This is a genomic window from Syntrophaceae bacterium, from assembly GCA_013177795.1.
Taxonomy (GTDB): domain Bacteria; phylum Desulfobacterota; class Syntrophia; order Syntrophales; family UBA2192; genus UBA2192.
This window is the reverse complement of record JABLXY010000003.1, coordinates 147,589-165,290: the sequence shown is the minus strand read 5'-3', so window position 1 is coordinate 165,290 and position 17,702 is coordinate 147,589. Positions and strand designations below refer to the sequence as shown.

Sequence of the window (17,702 nt, the reverse complement as noted above, 5' to 3'; positions counted from 1 at the left end):
AATGCGTTTTTCAATTCATTTTGAGACCCGGTGTTCCATCATTCCATGTTTTCATTATTCCGGCGAAAAAAGGGAGAATAACGGAAACCCGCTATCCTCCCTTTTGTTTTGCGGCTGTGATGAACGGGGGTGGCTCGCCTATCCCTTTTTTCGCTTGGCCATCTCCTCGGCCTTGAGCTCCTTGCGCAGCACCTTGCCCACGGTGCTCTTGGGCAGCTCCTTGCGGAACTCGATCTCCGTGGGGAGCTTGTAGACGGCGAGCTTTGCCCTGGCCCACTCGATGAGCTCCTCCTGGGTGGCCGTCTCGCCTTCCTTGAGCACGACGAAGAGCTTGACGTTCTCGCCGCGCTTGGGGTCGGGGATGCCGATCGTGCAGCACTCCTGGATCTTGGGGTGCTCGTAGAAGACCTCGTCCACGTCCCTCGGGTAGATGTTGAAGCCGCCCGAGATGATCATGTCCTTCTTGCGGTCCACGATGTAGAAGTAGCCGTCTTCATCCATCTGGGCGATGTCCCCCGTGAAGCACCAGCCGTTGCGGATCGTGTAGGCCGTCTCCTCGGGCTTGTTGAGGTAGCCCTTCATGACCTGGGGGCCCCGGACGATGAGCTCGCCCGGCGTGTTGACGGGCATGTCGATGAGGCCGGTCTCGAGGTCCACGATCCGCGCCTCCGTATCGGGAAGGGGAACGCCGACACTGCCCACCTTGCGGGCGCCTCCCGCGAAGGGGTTGACGGTGACCACGGGCGTGGTCTCCGTCATGCCGAAGCCCTCGACGATGACGGCCCCCGTGATCCGCTCGAACTCGTGGATGACCTCGACGGGCAGCGGCGCGCTTCCCGAGAAGGCCCCCTTGATGCAGGACATGTCGGTCTTCTTGAGGTCCGGGTGGTTGAGCATCCCGATGTACATGGTGGGCACGAGCGCCGCGAAGGTGGGCCGGAACTTCCGTATCGCCTCCAGCAGCTGAGGGGGCTGGGGCCTGGGGATCAGCACGTCCGTCCAGCCCATGTGCACGGAGATGTTCATGGCGCCCGTCATGCCGAAGACGTGAAAGATGGGCAGGGCCCCCAGGCAGATCTCGTCGCCCTTCTTGAACTGCCGGAACCAGGCCTCGGCCTGCTGGATCTGCTTGCTCAGGTTGGCGTGGGTGAGCATGCAGCCCTTGGAGACGCCCGTGGTGCCTCCCGTGTACTGGTACATGGCCACGTCCTCGAAGCCGATCTTCGGCCGCGGCGGGTTGGGGCTGTACCTGGCGATGCAGTCCTTCCACTTGTAGACGTCGGGTGCCGGCTTGACGTCGGCGGCCATCTTCTTCTTTTTGGCCACCAGCGGGAAAAGAAGGCTCTTCGGGAAGGGCAGGTAGTCGCCGATGGAGGTGTAGACGATCTGCTTGATCTTCGTCTTCGGCCGCAGGTCGATCATGCGGTTGCCCAGCAGGTCCAGCGTGATGAGCACCTTGGAGCCCGAGTCGTTGAACTGGTGCTCCAGCTCCCGGTCGGAGTAAAGCGGGTTGTTGAGCACGGTGATCGCCCCGATACGCAGCGTGGCATAGTAGCTGATTACTAGCGGGATCGTGTTGGGAAGCAGGATCGCGACGGCGTCGCCCTGCTTGACCCCGAAGTCGGTCAGACAGGTGGCGAAGCGGTCCACCATGTCCTTCATCTGGCGGTACGTGATGGAGTATCCCTGGAAGATGAGAGCGGCCTTGTCGGGGTACTTTGCCGCCGTCCGGTCCAGGATGTCGGGCATGGTGATCTCTTCGTAGTTGATCGTGGCCGGCACTCCCGGCTCGTAGGACTTGAGCCAGGGCTTCTTGTAGTAGATGGAGTCTTCGTAGGCCATGGGGCACCTCAAAAGGCAGACATTAGGCCTGGGGCGTCAGGCATGAGGTTCCTGCGGAAGAAGATACGCAATATCTACCGCTGAAACCCTCGGCCTGCAGCCCGCAGCCTGTAAGTCAGCACCGAAAAGAAAGCCCGGACGAGCCGGGCTTTCTTTCGGAGCAGCGGTTAGAACTTGTAGCCGAGGCTGAACCCGAACAGATGGGCGATACCGTTCCGGAACTCCGAGGCCAGTATTCCGTCGGCCGGACGGGCCGGTATCGTCCGTGAGTTGATAAGGATCAGCGTGTAGGAGAAATCAGTCGTCCAGTTCCTGTAGTCCCAACCGAGGCCCGCGCTCAACATGTTACGGTCGTTCGCGGGCACGAGGTAATCCGCATACTGGTCGTTGATCGGCTCCTGGTCATAGGCGTAACTGACGCTCGCTCTCCAGTTGGGCATAAATTTCCACTCACCGCCGATCATGAAACGGTAGACGTCTTCCCAGTTCTTCGTCTTGGTCACCGTATCGACCCCCGGAGCGATGGGCAGCTTGTACGTGATCTGGAGCTTGTCGTAACTGCTCCAGCGTGTCCAGTAGATGCCGCCGCCCAGGGTCACGGTGGGAGTTGCCTTCCAGGCGATGCCCGCGAAGACCTCGTCAGGGAGATGGAGGCCGCCGGAGGCCTTCGTATCGCGCAGCAGCAACGCATTGGTTGCACCGAAAGCGGCCCACTGGGGGGGCTTCGTGAAATCGGCATCACCCTCGGTGATCTTCTGGCTCACCCGGCTGCGGTAGGAGATACCCAGCATCCAGTCCTCCGTGGGTTTGTAGTGCATCGCCAGGTTGAACCCCCACCCCCAGGAATCGCCTTTCAGCGTCGAATTGGCGTCGGGAAGAGTCGGGTATGTCGTGGCCGCCCCGCCGAACGTCCCGGCATTGATCTTCTGCTCGAGCTTCAGATCGAAATACATGAGGTTGAGGCCGCCGGCCACGGAGAATTTCTCGTTGACCTTGTAGGCGATGTTGGGGTTGAGCTCGAGCGAACGGATGCGGGCGTAGTAGCTGTTGTAGCGTCCGGGCCAGTTCGGGTCGAACTGCGTGCCGAGGCCGAAACGGGAGAAGATGCCGAATCCCGCCCACCATTTGTCGTTGATCTGCTGCGTGATGTAGGCGTGGACGGGGATCCACCAGTTGTCGGTCGAACCCGTGTCGTTGATTCCCGTGCCGGTCGTGCCCGGAACAGCGGCGCCGGGTGTGCCCGACCATGTGATCGAACCGGTGGTCAGCACATCCGTCTTGGGGTAGATGAACGTTGCGCCGCCCATGACCTGGGTGCCCTTGAGCTGGGTGATGCCCGCCGGGTTGTAGAAGACGGCCGACGCGTCGTCGGCCGTGGCCGTCAGGCCCGCCCCGAGGACGTTGCCGCGGGCACTGCCCTCATACAGGGCGAAGCCGGCGCCGAAGGCGGACGTGGAGAGAAAAAGAACGAAAAGGACGCTTAGAAACGGATAGACAGACCTCCTCCTGGACATAGTACCCCCTCCTAATAATTAAAGAACTGATGATGCATTCTGCGCCCGGGGGCGCTCTCCTCTTGCGGGTTTCTGTAATCATAACTTCCTGTCTATGTCAATGGAATTTATAAAAAAAAGTCCCTGCCCGCGGATGCAGGCAGGGACATCATTCCATCAAGTTCACTGACCGGGGGTCAAGCCGGCCCTTTCCCGTTCAGGACCCTCTCAGGCCTCCGCCTTCGGCGCCTCCATGGCTTCCCACACGATCTCGGCGATGTCCTTCGCAACGACCTTCTCCTCGGCGTTGCGGGCCTTGAGGCCGTCCATGATCATCGTGTTGCAGAAGGGGCACGCCGTGGCGACGCCCGTGGCGTTGACTTTCAGGGCCATGTCGGTGCGGTAGTTGTTGATCCGCTCGCCGTGGTGCTCCTCCATCCACATCCGGCCGCCGCCCGCGCCGCAGCAGAAGCCGTGGTCGTGGTGCTTTTCCATCTCCACGAGCTTGAGGCCGGGCACGGCCTGGAGGATCTTCCGGGGTTGCTCGTAGACGTTGTTGTAGCGCCCCAGGAAGCACGAGTCGTGGTAGGTGAAGAGCCCTTCCATGGCCTTCGTGGGCTTGATCTTCCCCTTGGCGATGAGGTCGGCGATGATCTCCGTGTGATGGTAGACCTCGTACTTGCCGCCCAGCTGAGGGTAGTCCTTCTTGATCACGTTGTAGCCGTGGGGGCAGGTGGTGATGACCTTCTTGACCCCGTAGCCGTTCATGACCTCGATGTTGGCCTGCGCGAGGGCCTGGTAGAGGTACTCGTTGCCGCCCCGCATGGCCGAGTCGCCGCAGCAGCTCTCCTCGGTGCCGAGGATGGCGAAGCTGACGCCCGCGGCCTGGAGGATCTTCGCGAAGGCCGCGGAGATTTTCTTGCCCCGGTCGTCGAAGGAACCGGCGCAGCCCACGTACCAGAGGTACTCGGCCTCGGGGTTCTCGGCCATCGTCTTGACCCCCAGCTCCTTCGCCCAGTCGCCGCGCATGTGGGCACCGATGCCCCAGGGGTTGGAGTTGTTCTCCATGTTGCGGTAGGTCAGCTGGAGCTCGGGGGCGAAGTCGGCCTCCATGAGGACCTTGTAGCGCCGCATGTCGATGATCTTGGGCACGTGCTCGATCATCACGGGGCAGTGCTCCATGCAGTGCATGCAGTTCGTGCAGTCCCAGACGGGGTTGACGCCCACGGCGTCGTTGATGAGGCTCTTCTCGCTCTCGGGCACCGCGGGGGGCTCCGCCCCGGGCCCCGCCGCCTTGGCGGCCTTCGCGGCGGCCGCGTAGAGCGGGGCGCGCTCGAGCCAGTGCTCCTTGATGTCCTGGATGAGCTTCTTGGGCGAGAGCTCCTTGCCCGTCAGGTAGGCCGGGCAGCCGTTCTGGCAGCGGCCGCAGCGCGTGCATGCGTCGGAGTCGAAGATCTGCTTCCACGTGAACTCCTCGAGCTTGCCCACGCCGAAGCTCTCGGCGTTCTCGAAGTCGCGGATGGGTTCGAGCTGGCCCACGGGCTTCAGGGAAGCCATGAACTGGTTGGCCGGCGAGGTCACGATGTGCAGCAGCCTCGAGTAGGGGATGTAGGCGATGAAGCCGAAGGCCAGGAAGGCGTGCACCCACCACATGACCTTGTGGGAGGTCTTGAGGGTCTCCATGTTGATCCCGACGAAGAACTGGCCCACCGTGTAGCCGACGAAGGACCACTTCTCGAAGTCGGGGTTGCCCGTCGCGACGATGCGGATGCCCTCGACGATGTAGCCCGTCACCATGATGGAGAGGATGAGGAGCAGCACGATGGCATCCTCGGGCCGGTTGTCCGGCTTGCCCTTGTAGCCCAGGCGGTCCGGCTTCTTGATGTAGCGCCTGTCGATCGCCAGGATGCACCCCACGATGGCAAAGAGGCCGAAAAGATCCATGATGAAGGAAAAGGCCAGGTACCCTTTGCCGGGCAGGTGGATGCCCGTGTAGAACGAGGTGGCGTCGATGGCGGCGCCCCAGATCAGGACGAAGAAGGCGAAGAAGATGAGGCCGTGGATCAGTCCCGGGTAGAAGTCCCGCCACACGGACAGCTGCAGGATGCCGTTACGGAAGAGGTTCTTGATGCGCTCGCCCCGGTTGTCGTCCCGGACTTCGGCCTTCCCCATGGCCTTCCAGAGATTCGAGCGCGTGTAGAGCCCGTAGCCCATGATGGCCAGGGCGATGATCGCGAAGATGTCGAGGGGAATCTGGTAGTTCGTGGTATTCCAGAATACCTCCCTCCCCTCGTTGCCGGGTCCAAATACCATGTTCTGCATACGTCACGTCCTCCATTCCACGGTTGCGTTTCGAGGGCCCCGCCGGAGCCCTCCGGTCAGGAAGGAGTCTCTCCCTGTCTCTCCCTCGGATCGCTGTCACCCTGCCGGGGAGCCCGTCCCCGGGGGCGACAAGGGCGTTCGTCAGCCCCCCGATCGGCCGGCCCGCCCTCGCCCTTCCCGTCACAGGGGATTGGACGGCCGTGTGGCGCTTCCGTCGACGTGCATCCGGTGGAGACGGCTTTCAGACAGGATTCGGCGAAGACGGAGGCACCCGGATTCGGCCGGGCAGGAGTGCCTATGTCCAATGAACAGGCAGTTGAAAAACACCTGCCTGCGGCGTTGCCCTCGTCCCTCGCCGCTCAACGTACACGACGCAGTACGCCTCGCCCCTCGGGATGTCGGGCGCCCTGCATTCAGGCATTTTTGCACCGCCTGAGCAAGGGCTATGGTCAAAGAGGAATCGGGGCCGGCCCCGGGCCGGCCCCGATCTGTGTCATCGTTACGCAAGCAGCTTCTTCGCCGCCGCCGTCACCTCGGGGACGACCTTGAAGAGGTCGTCCACGATCCCGTAGTCCGCCCGCTGGAAAATGGGGGCCTCGGGGTCCTTGTTGATGGCGACGATGTACTTCGACGAGCTCATGCCCGCGAGATGCTGAATGGCGCCGGAGATGCCGCAGGCGATGTAGAGGTTCGGCGACACGGTCTTGCCCGTCTGGCCGACCTGGTCCGTGGCGGGCCGCCAGCCGGCGTCCACGGCCGCGCGCGAGGCGCCGACGGCTGCGCCGAGGACCTTCGCGAGCTCCTCGAGCAGGGGGAAGTTCTCGGGGCCCTTCATGCCGCGGCCGCCGGAGACGATGATGTTGGCCTCGGTGAGCTCGATCTTGCCGCTCGTGTCCTTGGCGACCTCGGCCACCTTGGTCTTCAGCTGGCCCGCATCGAGGGCCGGGTCGAACTTCTCGACGGCGCCGGCCTTGGCGTTCTCCACGATGGGGAACACGTTGGGGCGCAGCGTCGCCATGGCGGGCGCCGCCTCGAAGGCCACCTCGCCGTAGCACTTGCCGGCGTACATGGGCCGCACGGCGACGAGCTTGCCGCCCTCGATCTTCAGGGCGGTGCAGTCCGTGGCCAGCCCGCAGGCCAGCTTGCCCACGAGCCTCGCCGAGAGGTCCTTGCCCTGCACAGATGCCGCCAGCAGCAGGATGGCGGGATCCTTCTCCTTGACGATCTTCGCGACAGCCGCCGCGTGCGCGTCCGTCGTGTAGGGCTCCAGGGCGGGGTTGTCGGCCACGTAGACCTTGTCCACGCCGTACTTGCCCAGCTCGGCGGCCTTGCCTTCGATGCCCGAGCCGCACAGGACGGCGCAGACCTCGTCACCCAGCTCGTCGGCCAGCTTGCGGGCCGCGCTGGCGATCTCGAAGCTCACCTTCCGGTAAGCCCCGTCTCTGACTTCCGCAACGATCCATACACCTTTTGCCATGGTTCGGTACCTCCTCCTTTCCTTAGATCACTTTCGCCTCTTCCCGCAGCAGCTTCACGAGCTCCTGAGCCTTCAGTGCCGGATCATCGCCCTGGAGGATCTTTCCGGGAGGTCTTGCCGGAGGCGGTACGGTCTTGGCAACCTTCGCCTTGACGGCGGCGGTGACGCCGATGGCCGCCGCGTTCTTCACGTCGACGGGCTTCTTCTTGGCCTTCATGATGCCGGGCAGGGACGCGTAGCGCGGCTCGTTGAGCCCCTTCTGCGCCGTGATGAGGCAGGGGAGGCTTGTCTCGATCGTCACGGTGGCGCCCTCGATGGCCTTCTGAGCCTTGACGGCCGTGCCGGCGATCTCGAGCTTCGTCACGAGCGTGACCGAGGGGATCCCCAGCAGCTCGGCGAGAATCGAGCCGACCTGGCCCTGGTCGCCGTCGATGGCCCTCTGGCCGCAGAAGATGATGTCGTAGGGAAGCCCCTTGATGACGGCGGCCAGCGCCTGGGCCGTCGTGTAGGCGTCGGCGCCGTTGAGGGACGGGTCATCGATGTGGATGCCCTTCTCGGCCCCCATCGCCAGCGCCGTGCGGATGGTCTCCATGGCCCGGGCGGGGCCGACGGACACGATGGTCACCTCACCGCCGAGCTTTTCCTTGAGCTTCAGCGCCTCCTCGACGCCGAACTCGTCGTAGGGGTTCATGACCCACTTGATCCCGTCCTCTACGATGCCCGATCCGTCGGGTTTGACCTTGATCAGGGTTTCCGTGTCGGGAACCTGCTTCACGCATGCAATGATGTTCACAGCTGCCTCCTTTCTTCGGACGCGGCGCGCCGGGCCGCCCTTCGGCGGCCCGACGGTTCGCGGACCCACATTGGTTGATATGCCTTCGGCATCCGGCTGAGGGTCCCGGCGTCGAAAATGAAAAGCCTCTCTCCCTCTGCGCCTCGAGCCCTTCGCCCTATGCCTTTTGCCTCGTTTCTACAGCCTGTTCTTGACGATGTCGTCGACCACGGAGGGGTCGGCCAGCGTCGTCGTGTCGCCCAGGTCGCTGATGTCGCCCGCGGCCACCTTCTTGAGGATGCGGCGCATGATCTTCCCGCTGCGGGTCTTGGGCAGACCGTCGGCGAACTGGATCTTCTCGGGCGTCGCGATGGGGCCGATGAGGGTGCGGACGTGCGCCACGAGCTCCTTCTTAAGCTCCTCGGACTTCTGGACACCCGTCTTCAGCGTGACGTAGGCGTAGATCGACTGGCCCTTGAGCTCGTGGGGGTAGCCCACGACGGCGGCCTCGGCCACCTTCGGGTGGGCGACCAGCGCGCTCTCGACCTCGGCCGTCCCCATGCGGTGGCCGGAGACGTTGATGACGTCGTCGATGCGGCCCGTGATCTGGTAGTAGCCGTCCTTGTCACGCCGTGCACCGTCGCCGGTCACGTAGTAGCCGGGGAACTGCTCGAAGTAGGTCTCCTGGAAGCGCTTGGGGTCGCCGTAGACGCCCCGCATGATTCCGGGCCAGGGCCTCTTGATGCACAGCGCGCCGCTGGCTTCCGTCTGGGTGATCTCCTTGCCCTCGTCGTCGAGCAGCACGGGCCACACGCCGAAGAAGGGCAGCGTCGCCATGCCGGGCTTGATGTCGATGGCGCCGGGCAGCGGGGTGATCAGGATGCCGCCCGTCTCGGTCTGCCACCAGGTGTCCACGATGGGGCACTCGCCGCGGCCGATCACGTTGTAGTACCAGTTCCAGGCCTCGGGGTTGATGGGCTCGCCGACGGTACCCAAGATGCGCAGTGTCGAGATGTCGGCCTTCTTCACCCACTCGTTGCCTTCCTTCGCGATGGCGCGGATGGCCGTGGGGGCCGTGTAGAAGATCGTGACCTTGTACTTCTCGACGACCTTCCAGAAGCGGCTCACGTCGGGGTAGTTGGGCACGCCCTCGAACATGATCGACGTGGCGCCGTTGCACAGCGGCCCGTAGACGATGTAGCTGTGGCCGGTGACCCAGCCGATGTCGGCGGTGCACCAGTAGATGTCTTCCTCGTGGTAGTCGAAGATGATCTTGTGGGTGTAGGCGACGAAGACGAGGTAGCCGCCGGTGGTGTGCATGACGCCCTTGGGCTTGCCGGTGGAGCCGGAGGTGTAGAGGATGAAGAGAGGATCCTCGGCGTCCATCCACTCGGGCGGGCAGTCGGCCGAGGCCTTCGCCATGGCCTCCTCGTACCAGATGTCCTTGGGACCCATGGTGGTCTTGATCTTGTCGCCCACGCGCCTGACGACGATGACCTTCTCGACCGAGGGGCACTCCTTGACGGCATCGTCGGCGTTGGTCTTCTGGGGGACGGCCTTGGCGCCGCGGAAGGTGCCGTCACAGGTCACGAGGATCTTCGAGGCGCTGTCCTGGATGCGGTCGCGCAGGGAGTCGGAGCTGAACCCGCCGAAGACGACGCTGTGGATCGCGCCGATGCGGGTGCAGGCCAGCAGGCCGATTGCCAGCTCGGGGATCATGGGCAGGTAGAAGCAGACCCTGTCGCCCTTCTTCACCCCGAGGGACTTGAGCACGTTGGCGAACTTGCAGACCTCCGCGTGGAGCTGCCTGTAGGTGAGGGCCCGGTCCTCGCCCGGCTCGTTGCCCTCCCACTGGATGGCGACCTTGTCGCCGCGGGTCGTGAGGTGCCGGTCGAGGCAGTTGTAGGACACGTTGAGCTTGCCGCCCTCGAAGAACTTGACGTAGATGGGGCCCTTGCGCATGTCGAAGTTGTAGTCCATGACCTTGTCCCACTTCTTGAACCACTCGACATACTCGCTGGCCACTTTCGCCCAGAAGCCTTCCGGGTCCTCAATGGAGCGCTTCCAAAGCTCGTCGTAGGCCGCCCTGCCGGCCACCCAGGCCGACTTCTTGAGCTTCTCCGGAACCGGATACACATCTTTCAGCTGTACATCTGCCATCTCCACTCCACCTCCATATGAACGTTATTTTCGGTGATATCCCAGGGAGAACCTTCCCGGTATCGAAACACCCCGCCCGCGGGCCGGGTCCACTGGCCGGTTGAGCGCCCGGAGGAAGCCCCGTGCCCGCTCGATGAGGGCTGGAGATCCGGCAGAGGCGACGCCGGGCTGGCGAGTGCGCCCTCCCGAATGGGAACGGCGCATGAAGATACTCCCTTGCTCCCCTCTCTGAAAAGCCGACGCACTATAAGTTGACGGTCCTTTTTTGTCAAGAAAAAAGTGGCTGATTTCATCGGATTTTACGGGCAAAACCGTTGCAAAAAAACCTCATTCCGCCGAGTATGTGTTTTTTTCTACACACCGCTTGCCATTCCCGGCGACCCGCGCTGGCGGGGGCGAATCCGCCGCCCGTAAATTTACATCATCATATCAAGAACTTAAGATCATCCCGTGGCACAACTGCCGGGTGGTACGGGAATTGCTCAATAATCGGGCCGTTCTTCGTATGACGGACTGGCGGTATTGCGTGTCCAGGGTTTGTGCGGGCGCAGCGGGACCGGGTCCCGGGTCGCCGCCGGCCAAAAAATGCTTGACACTCATCAGCCGCCGGTGTTAGTGGTTGACGCTAGTAAAACAGGGGGGGCACTGTGCCCCGAGAAAGGGGGTGAGGGGCAACCGTTTCGGTGCCGGGAAGGAGGGAGCATCCATCCCGAAACCGGCGGCCGCAAGGCCGCAGGATTCATCAGGATGCCCGTCGGCCCTGCCGGGGGGCGTTCACCAATCCCAAACTCGAAAGAGGAGGAGAAAATGAAGAAGCTTTTAATCGGTTTCCTCGCTGTCGGCCTGATCATGGGCTTCGCCATGACGGCCTCCGCTCAGCCGAACATCAAGGCGAGCGGGCAACTCTACGTGTACGGCACCTATGCCGATAACGTCAGCCTTCTGAAGAACGGCGACTCCCGCGCCAATATCGCGAACCGCCTGAGAATGCAGTTCGAGATCCAGGTGCAGGAAGGCCTGAAGCTCACGACCCGCTTCGACGCCCTCGAGAGGGTGTGGGGCGAGCAGCCGGCCGCGGCGGCCCCGAGCCCGGCGGCGTCCACGGCCAACATGGGTGCCGTTGCCACGGAGCGCAATATCTCCTGGGAGCGCGCCTACGTGACCTTCAACGCCCTCTACGGCGTGTTTGACGTGGGCTACCAGCAGTCCCGCGCCTGGGGCACCTGCGCGTTCTGCGACGACTTCGACTCCGACGCAGGCATCCACTACCGCTACATGATGGGCCCCTGGACCTTCGGCCTCGAGTACGAGAAGCGTGCCGATGCCAGCGCCTCCGGTGAAGGCTCCCGCCAGGGCGGCTACACCGTCGGCGGCACGGACAACGACCACGACGTCTACCACATCTTCGCGATCTACCGCTGGGCCACGGGCCAGGCGGGCCTGCGCTACGAGCTCGACCGCAACGCCACGGACGGCGCGCTGGCTGCTACCGAGTGGGTCTCGACCTACCACGAGCTGGCCCCCTACGTGCAGTGGGTCTCCGGCCCCTTCTCCATCGAGGCCGAGCTCCGCTACATCTGGGGTAAGCAGGACTTCGACGGGACCACGACGGACATCACCCGCAAGGGCTACTCGCTGTACCTGAACCCGAAGTACACGATGGGCGCCTTCTACGGCGGCCTCGAGTTCGCCTTCATCAGCGGCGACGACCCCACCACGACGGACAAGAACGAGGCGGGCGTCGCCGGCGGCCAGGGCTGGGATCCCCTGCTGATGTTCGGCAACTACTGGTTCAGCAAGCACCAGGCCATCCTGGGCCAGGTTAGGGACAAGACGGGCGCCTACGTGAACAACATCCCGGCGACCGGTGGCGGCGGCAGCGAGACCAACCTCATCATGTTCAAGCCCTACGTCGGCTGGAAGGTCAACCCGCAGCTCGAAGTGGTGGCCCAGTTCGCGTGGCTGAAGGCCGACGAGAAGCCGAGCGGCTACATTGATGACGACTACGGCCGCGAGCTCGACATCTATGCGACCTACAAGCTCTACAACAACCTGAGCTACACGGTGGGCTTCGGCTACTTCTGGACCGGCGATTACTTCAAGGGCACCAGCGCAGCCACCCAGCTCGACGACTGCTGGATGGTCATGAACGCCCTGAACTTCACGTTCTAAGCGGTCGCGACCGGCAGTTGCATGCAGCAAAAAACCCCGGGGGGCACAAGCCCTCCGGGGTTTTCCTTTTGCAGGCAAATCCCCTTCCCTGGCCCGTTGCGAAGACGGGTCCGTGACTTTTGAAAAACGCCTCTCTTGTATCCCCTCCCTCGACGGGAGGGGACAAGGGGAGGGTGAATGATTTCATAACCCCATCACCCCGGAATTCCCCGCCAAATCGTCTTGACAAGACCCCGGGGCTGAGACATATTTACGCCGAAAGCGTAAATGGCTTGCGGCGCATGGCAAAGGGCTTACGGCAATGCAAGCTGCTCTTACCCCTCAGCCTTTTGCCATTAGCCTTTTGCCGCAAGCAACGGAGTTGCGATCATGCCCTTATACGACTACGAATGCGTCAAGTGCGCCCACGTCTTCGAGGTCTTCCACAAGCTGAGCGAGGAGGGGGCGGATTTCCCCTGTCCGAAGTGCGGCGCCGGGAAGTCCCGCAAGCGCGTTTCGCCCTTCAAGACCGACGCCTGGTCCAAGTTCCTCGACACGATGGAGCGCCGGGTCAACCCGCACAAGTTCAAATGAAACCCAGGCAAACGGCGAAGGGCTGAAGGCCAAGGGTAAAAAGGGATTTTTCTTCGCCATTCGCCTTTAGCCCTTTGCCCTTTGCCATTTTCGGAGGCACAAGCATCAACCGCATCTACGGCAACACGGCCGGTCTCAAGGCCGGTCAGATCCGGCGCATCCAGCAGCTCTACCGCCGCAAAATCCCCATCGACAGGGTCCTCACCCTCGAGCTCGCCCGGCATCTGTGCGAGATCTCCCGGGAGACCAACCGGCAGATCGGCGTCCTGATCAGCCGCAAGGGCGACATCCATTTCGTCGTCGTCGGCGATCACCGCCAGATCGTCATCCCCAGCCTCGACGAGTTCCGCTCCGGGGAGGGCCGCCTCAAGGGGCTGCGGCTCGTTCACACCCACCTCGGCGGGGAGCCTCTCACCCGGGACGACCTCACCGACCTCGCACTGCTGCGCCTCGACTACATCAGCGCCGTGACGGTGGAGGAAGACGGCCGGCCCGGCAGGACCCACTCCGCCCACCTCATCCCGGAGAACCCCGACGGCCGCTACTGGCTCCAGACGGAGCCCGTCCACCCGTCCCGGATGGACCTGGACTTCGCCGGCTTCATCCGCGACCTGGAGGACCAGATCGCGAGGACGCAGCGCACCCGGCGGGTCGCCTCCCGGGAGCGGGCCATCCTCATCCGCGTCGAGACGAACCCGCGCAGCCGGGTGGACACCCTGCCCGAATTGAAGGAACTGGCCGAGTCCTGCGGGGTGGAGGTCTTCGACTCGATCACCCAGCACCGCCCGGAGATCGACCCGAAATACCTCATGGGCAAGGGGCGGCTCTCCGACACGGTGATCCGCGCGCTGCAGATCGGCGCCAACCTCCTCATCTTCGACCACGAGCTCACGCCCGCGCAGGTCCGCTCCATCACGGACTTCACGGAGCTCAAGGTCATCGACCGCACGCAGGTGATCCTGGACATCTTCGCCCAGAGAGCCCACAGCCGGGACGGCAAGATCCAGGTGGAGCTCGCCCAGCTCAAGTACATGCTCCCCCGCCTCATCGAGAAGAACACGGCCATGTCGCGCCTCACGGGCGGGATCGGCGGCACCGGGCCCGGCGAGACGAAGCTCGAGATCAACCGCAGGCGGGTGCGGGACCGGATCCACAGGCTCGAGGAGGCCCTCAAGGGCATCCAGAAGAGCCGCAGCACGCGCAGGGCGGGCCGCGAGAAGGCGGGGCTCCCGGTCATCTCCATCGTCGGGTACACCAACGCGGGAAAGTCCACGCTGCTCAACGCCCTGACCCAGAGCGACGTCCTTGCCGAGGACCGGCTCTTTGCCACCCTCGACCCGAAGAGCTCGCGGCTGCGTTTCCCCCGCGACACCGAGGCCGTCATCACCGACACGGTCGGGTTCATCCGCAACCTGCCGAAGGAGCTCTTCGCCGCGTTCCGCGCCACGCTCGAGGAGCTCAACGAGGCCGACGTGCTCGTGCACCTCATCGACGTGAGCAACCCCGATTTCGAGGAGCACATCGCCGCCGTGGAAAAGATTCTCGCGGATCTCGACATCGCGGCCAAGCCCACGATCCGCGTCTTCAACAAGGAGGACCGGCTGGCCGACAAAGGACTGCTCTCGGACCTCTGCAAGCGGTTCGACGCCATCGCCATCTCGGCCCGCAACCCGTCCACCTTCGGGGTCCTCCTGGACCGTCTGGAATGGCTCATCCGGAACCGCGGGACGGCGGACACGGCCGCCCCTTCACCGGGGACGGAACCCCACGCCGCGGCGCAGTAGAACATGAAGGGAAAACGAACGACGGCCGGCCCGGGAGCAGGCGGAGAATTCCCTTGACGAAACGCGCGACCCAGCCCTAGAGTGCGGGGTGCTGCCCGCGCGGCCGAAGCTCCTGCGGAAACGGCTCGACTCGATGGAAGAGAATCCACCTCGATCCCCCTTTAGCAAAGAGGGAGGATCCAAGCTCCGTTACGACGCCCTCATCGTGATCGCCCTGCTGGTCGTGACCGCCGCGGTCTACGCACAGGTCAGGGACTTCGACTACGTCAATTACGATGACCCGTTCTACGTCCGGGACAATCTCATCGTGCAGCGCGGCCTCACGGGGTACGGCGTGAAGTGGGCCTTCACGATGACGACCCTGGGGAACTGGCACCCGCTGACGTGGCTGTCGTACATGCTCGACTGCCAGATTTTCGGGGCCGGCCCCGGCGCCCATCACCTGGTCAACGTCGTCTTTCACGCGCTCAACGCGATCCTTCTCTTCCTCGTCCTGCGGCGGGCGACGCAGGCCCGGTGGCCCAGCGCCTTCGCCGCCGCCCTGTTCGCCCTGCACCCCCTGCACGTGGAGTCCGTCGCATGGATCTCCGAGCGCAAGGACGTCCTGAGCGCCTTCTTCTGGATGCTGACGATGGGGGCCTATGTCCTCTACGCCGAGCGGAAGGGGCCTGCGCGGTATCTGTCCGTGGTCTTGCTGTTCACGGCGGGCCTCATGGCCAAGTCCATGCTCATGACCCTGCCCCTCATCCTGCTGCTGATGGATTTCTGGCCCCTCGGACGCCACGAGACGGCCCGCACCCCCGCACCGGCGAAGGCTGTGCCGCCCCCCCGCTCGTCATCCGGCGGCAGGAAACGCCGGGGGGGACAAGCGGGGCGCAAGCCGGCGGCGCAAGCCGGCGCCGCCGGCGACCTGCGGCGATTCATTCCCCTTTTCGCGGAGAAAGTCCCGCTTCTCGCCCTGTCGATCGCCGCCGGCGTGACGGCGATCATCACGCAGCAGAAGAGCGGCGCCGTGGTATCCCTCACCCACCTGTCGCTTGCCGACCGCGTGGGCAATGCCCTGGTGTCGTACGTCCTCTATCTGTGGAAGACGGTCTGGCCCTCGGGGCTTGCCGTGTTCTACCCCCTGCAGCCGTGGTCCCCCGCGGCCGTTCTTGCAAGCGCCCTGCTCCTTGCCGCTCTCTCGGCTGCGGTGTTCCGGTGGGGCCGGGCGTTTCCCTACCTCGTGTTCGGCTGGCTCTGGTATCTCGTGACGCTCGTGCCCGTGATCGGCCTTGTCAAGCTCGGGGATGCCGCCATGGCGGACCGCTACACGTACATCCCCCTGATCGGCCCCTTCGTCGCCTTGAGCTGGGGGGGACGGGACCTGGCGAAACGGCTCCGGCTGCCGACGGCCGTTCCCGCGGCGGCGGCCCTCGGGGTACTTGCCGCATGCACGATCGTGACCCACGGCCAGATCTTCCACTGGAGGGACAGTCACGCGCTCTTCACGCGCGCCCTGGCCGTCACGGAAAAGAACTACCTTGCGCACACCAACCTCGGTGCCGCTCTGATTGCGGACGGGAAGGCGGACGAGGGCCTGGGGCACATCGAAAAGGCAATCGAGATAGCCCCCCGTTTCGCTCACGCCCACTACAACCGGGGTGTGGCTCTGGAAAGAATGGAAAGGCGGAGCGAAGCTGTTGAGGCATACAAGAAGGCTCTTGCACTGAATCCAGACTACGCGGATGCGGCCTACGCCAACGGCAACCTTGCCCTGGAACGAGGGGACGCAGATGGCGCCGTATCCTATTTCGAACGGGCAATCCGTACCCCCGAACCCCAGCCCAGGGCGTTCGCGGGACTTGCCGAGGCCTGTTTGCTGAAGGGCCGGGTCGACGAGGCCTTGTCCTGGGGCCTGGCGGCCCTCGAGTGGCAGCCCGGCGATGCGAAGCTGCACTACAACATCGGGAGCATCTACGTCTACAAGGGACGGGTCGACGAGGCCATCAGGCATTTCCGCGAGGCTGTCCGCCTCTCGCCCGAATACGCCAGGGCCCACAACAATCTCGGCAGCGCCCTGATGCTGAGAAACCGCATCGACGAGGCGGTCGACCACTTCCGGGAGGCCGTTCGGCTGGACCCCGATTACCGAATGGCCCGCGAGAACCTCAGGGACGCCCTGGCCCAGCAGAAGAAGGGTGGGAGGTGAGAGGCTGAGAAAAAGAAAGGGCATCGGGAACGAATCTCCCGATGCCCTCTTTGCATTGCGCCCTCAGCCTTTTGCCCTTCGCCAAACGCCTTTCGCCTTATGCCTCACGCCTGCCTTTGTCACATGATCCCCTTGTACCACCCCCCGTCGATCTGGACGGCGGCGCCTGTGATGTAGCCCGCCCGCTCCGAGGCGAGATAGGCGACGAGGCTCGCAAATTCCTCGGGGGTTCCGATGCGCCGCATGGGAATCTCGGCCTCCCACTTTCCGATGATCGCCTCGGGGGTCGTCCCCTGCTTGGCCGCCAGCACCTTGGCAAGGTTGCGCACGCGGTCCGTCATGGTGTAGCCCGGGCAGACGCTGTTGACGGTGATGTTGAAGGGGGCCAGCTCGTTGGAGAGCGACTTGGCGAAGCCGATCACGCCCGAGCGCACCGTGTTGGACAGGATGAGGCCGTCGATGGGCTGCTTGACGGCGATGGAGGTCATGTTGATGATCCGTCCCCAGCGCTTCTCCTTCATGATGGGGACGGCCTCGCGCGTCATCACGATCGTGGAGAGGAGGTTCAGGCGGCACCCCCTGAGCCACAGCTCGTCGTCGATCTCGAGGAAACTCATCGAGGGGGGCCCACCGGCGTTGTTCACGAGAATGTCCACCGTGCCGAAATGGGCCGACGCCTTCTTGACGAACTCCTTTGCCTGCCCGAGGTCCGATACGTCCGCCGGGATGGCAAAGGCGCGGCCGCCCGTTGCCTTCTGCAGGGCTTCGGCGGCCTCCTGCAGGTGCGGGTCGTCGAGGGCGCAGATGGCGACCTTCGCCCCCTCGCGGGCGAATTCCATCGCCACGGCAAGCCCGAGCCCCTGGCTCCCCCCGGCCACTAGGGCCACCTTTCCATTCAATCCGAGATCCATGTCTT

The 17,702-nt window shown here is 64.0% G+C and carries 10 protein-coding genes and 1 pseudogene; 4 read left to right on the top strand and 7 right to left on the bottom strand.

The window, feature by feature from the left end:
* Positions 1–138: 138 nt before the first annotated feature.
* The 6 genes from HPY67_10670 to acs all read right to left on the bottom strand — a co-directional run bounded on the left by HPY67_10670 (position 139) and on the right by acs (position 10,066).
* Positions 139–1,842, bottom strand: coding sequence for a long-chain fatty acid--CoA ligase (locus tag HPY67_10670; GenBank protein ID NPV05181.1), 1,704 nt, complete (start codon positions 1,840–1,842; stop codon positions 139–141).
* A gap of 167 nt (positions 1,843–2,009) precedes the next feature.
* Positions 2,010–3,356, bottom strand: coding sequence for a transporter (locus tag HPY67_10665; protein ID NPV05180.1), 1,347 nt, complete (start codon positions 3,354–3,356; stop codon positions 2,010–2,012).
* Positions 3,357–3,563: 207 nt separating this feature from the next.
* Complete coding sequence (locus HPY67_10660; GenBank protein ID NPV05179.1) at positions 3,564–5,648, bottom strand: 4Fe-4S dicluster domain-containing protein; 2,085 nt, start codon at positions 5,646–5,648, stop codon at positions 3,564–3,566.
* A 508-nt stretch (positions 5,649–6,156) separates the two neighbouring features.
* Positions 6,157–7,134 (bottom strand): electron transfer flavoprotein subunit alpha/FixB family protein, encoded by a 978-nt coding sequence (locus HPY67_10655; GenBank protein ID NPV05178.1) that lies wholly within the window; start codon positions 7,132–7,134, stop codon positions 6,157–6,159.
* Between the two features lie 22 nt (positions 7,135–7,156).
* Positions 7,157–7,927, bottom strand: a complete 771-nt coding sequence (locus tag HPY67_10650) for an electron transfer flavoprotein subunit beta/FixA family protein (protein NPV05177.1) — start codon at positions 7,925–7,927, stop codon at positions 7,157–7,159.
* A 177-nt stretch (positions 7,928–8,104) separates the two neighbouring features.
* On the bottom strand, positions 8,105–10,066 hold the full coding sequence (gene acs, locus HPY67_10645) for an acetate--CoA ligase (protein ID NPV05176.1): 1,962 nt from the start codon (positions 10,064–10,066) through the stop codon (positions 8,105–8,107).
* An 807-nt stretch (positions 10,067–10,873) separates the two neighbouring features.
* Here acs and HPY67_10640 point away from each other — a divergent pair.
* The 4 genes and pseudogenes from HPY67_10640 (at position 10,874) to HPY67_10625 (ending at position 16,786) form a co-directional block, all read left to right on the top strand.
* Positions 10,874–12,238, top strand: a complete 1,365-nt coding sequence (locus HPY67_10640; protein ID NPV05175.1) for a porin — start codon at positions 10,874–10,876, stop codon at positions 12,236–12,238.
* 369 nt (positions 12,239–12,607) lie between these two features.
* A complete protein-coding gene (locus HPY67_10635) occupies positions 12,608–12,811 on the top strand; it encodes a zinc ribbon domain-containing protein (GenBank protein ID NPV05174.1) in 204 nt (67 codons plus the stop codon).
* Between the two features lie 104 nt (positions 12,812–12,915).
* Positions 12,916–14,675, top strand: a pseudogene (hflX, locus tag HPY67_10630) (GTPase HflX).
* A 53-nt stretch (positions 14,676–14,728) separates the two neighbouring features.
* A complete protein-coding gene (locus HPY67_10625; protein NPV05173.1) occupies positions 14,729–16,786 on the top strand; it encodes a tetratricopeptide repeat protein in 2,058 nt (685 codons plus the stop codon).
* Positions 16,787–16,905: 119 nt separating this feature from the next.
* Here the strand turns inward: HPY67_10625 and HPY67_10620 are convergent, their stop codons facing one another.
* Positions 16,906–17,697 (bottom strand): SDR family oxidoreductase, encoded by a 792-nt coding sequence (locus tag HPY67_10620; protein ID NPV05172.1) that lies wholly within the window; start codon positions 17,695–17,697, stop codon positions 16,906–16,908.
* Between the last annotated feature and the right edge of the window lie 5 nt (positions 17,698–17,702).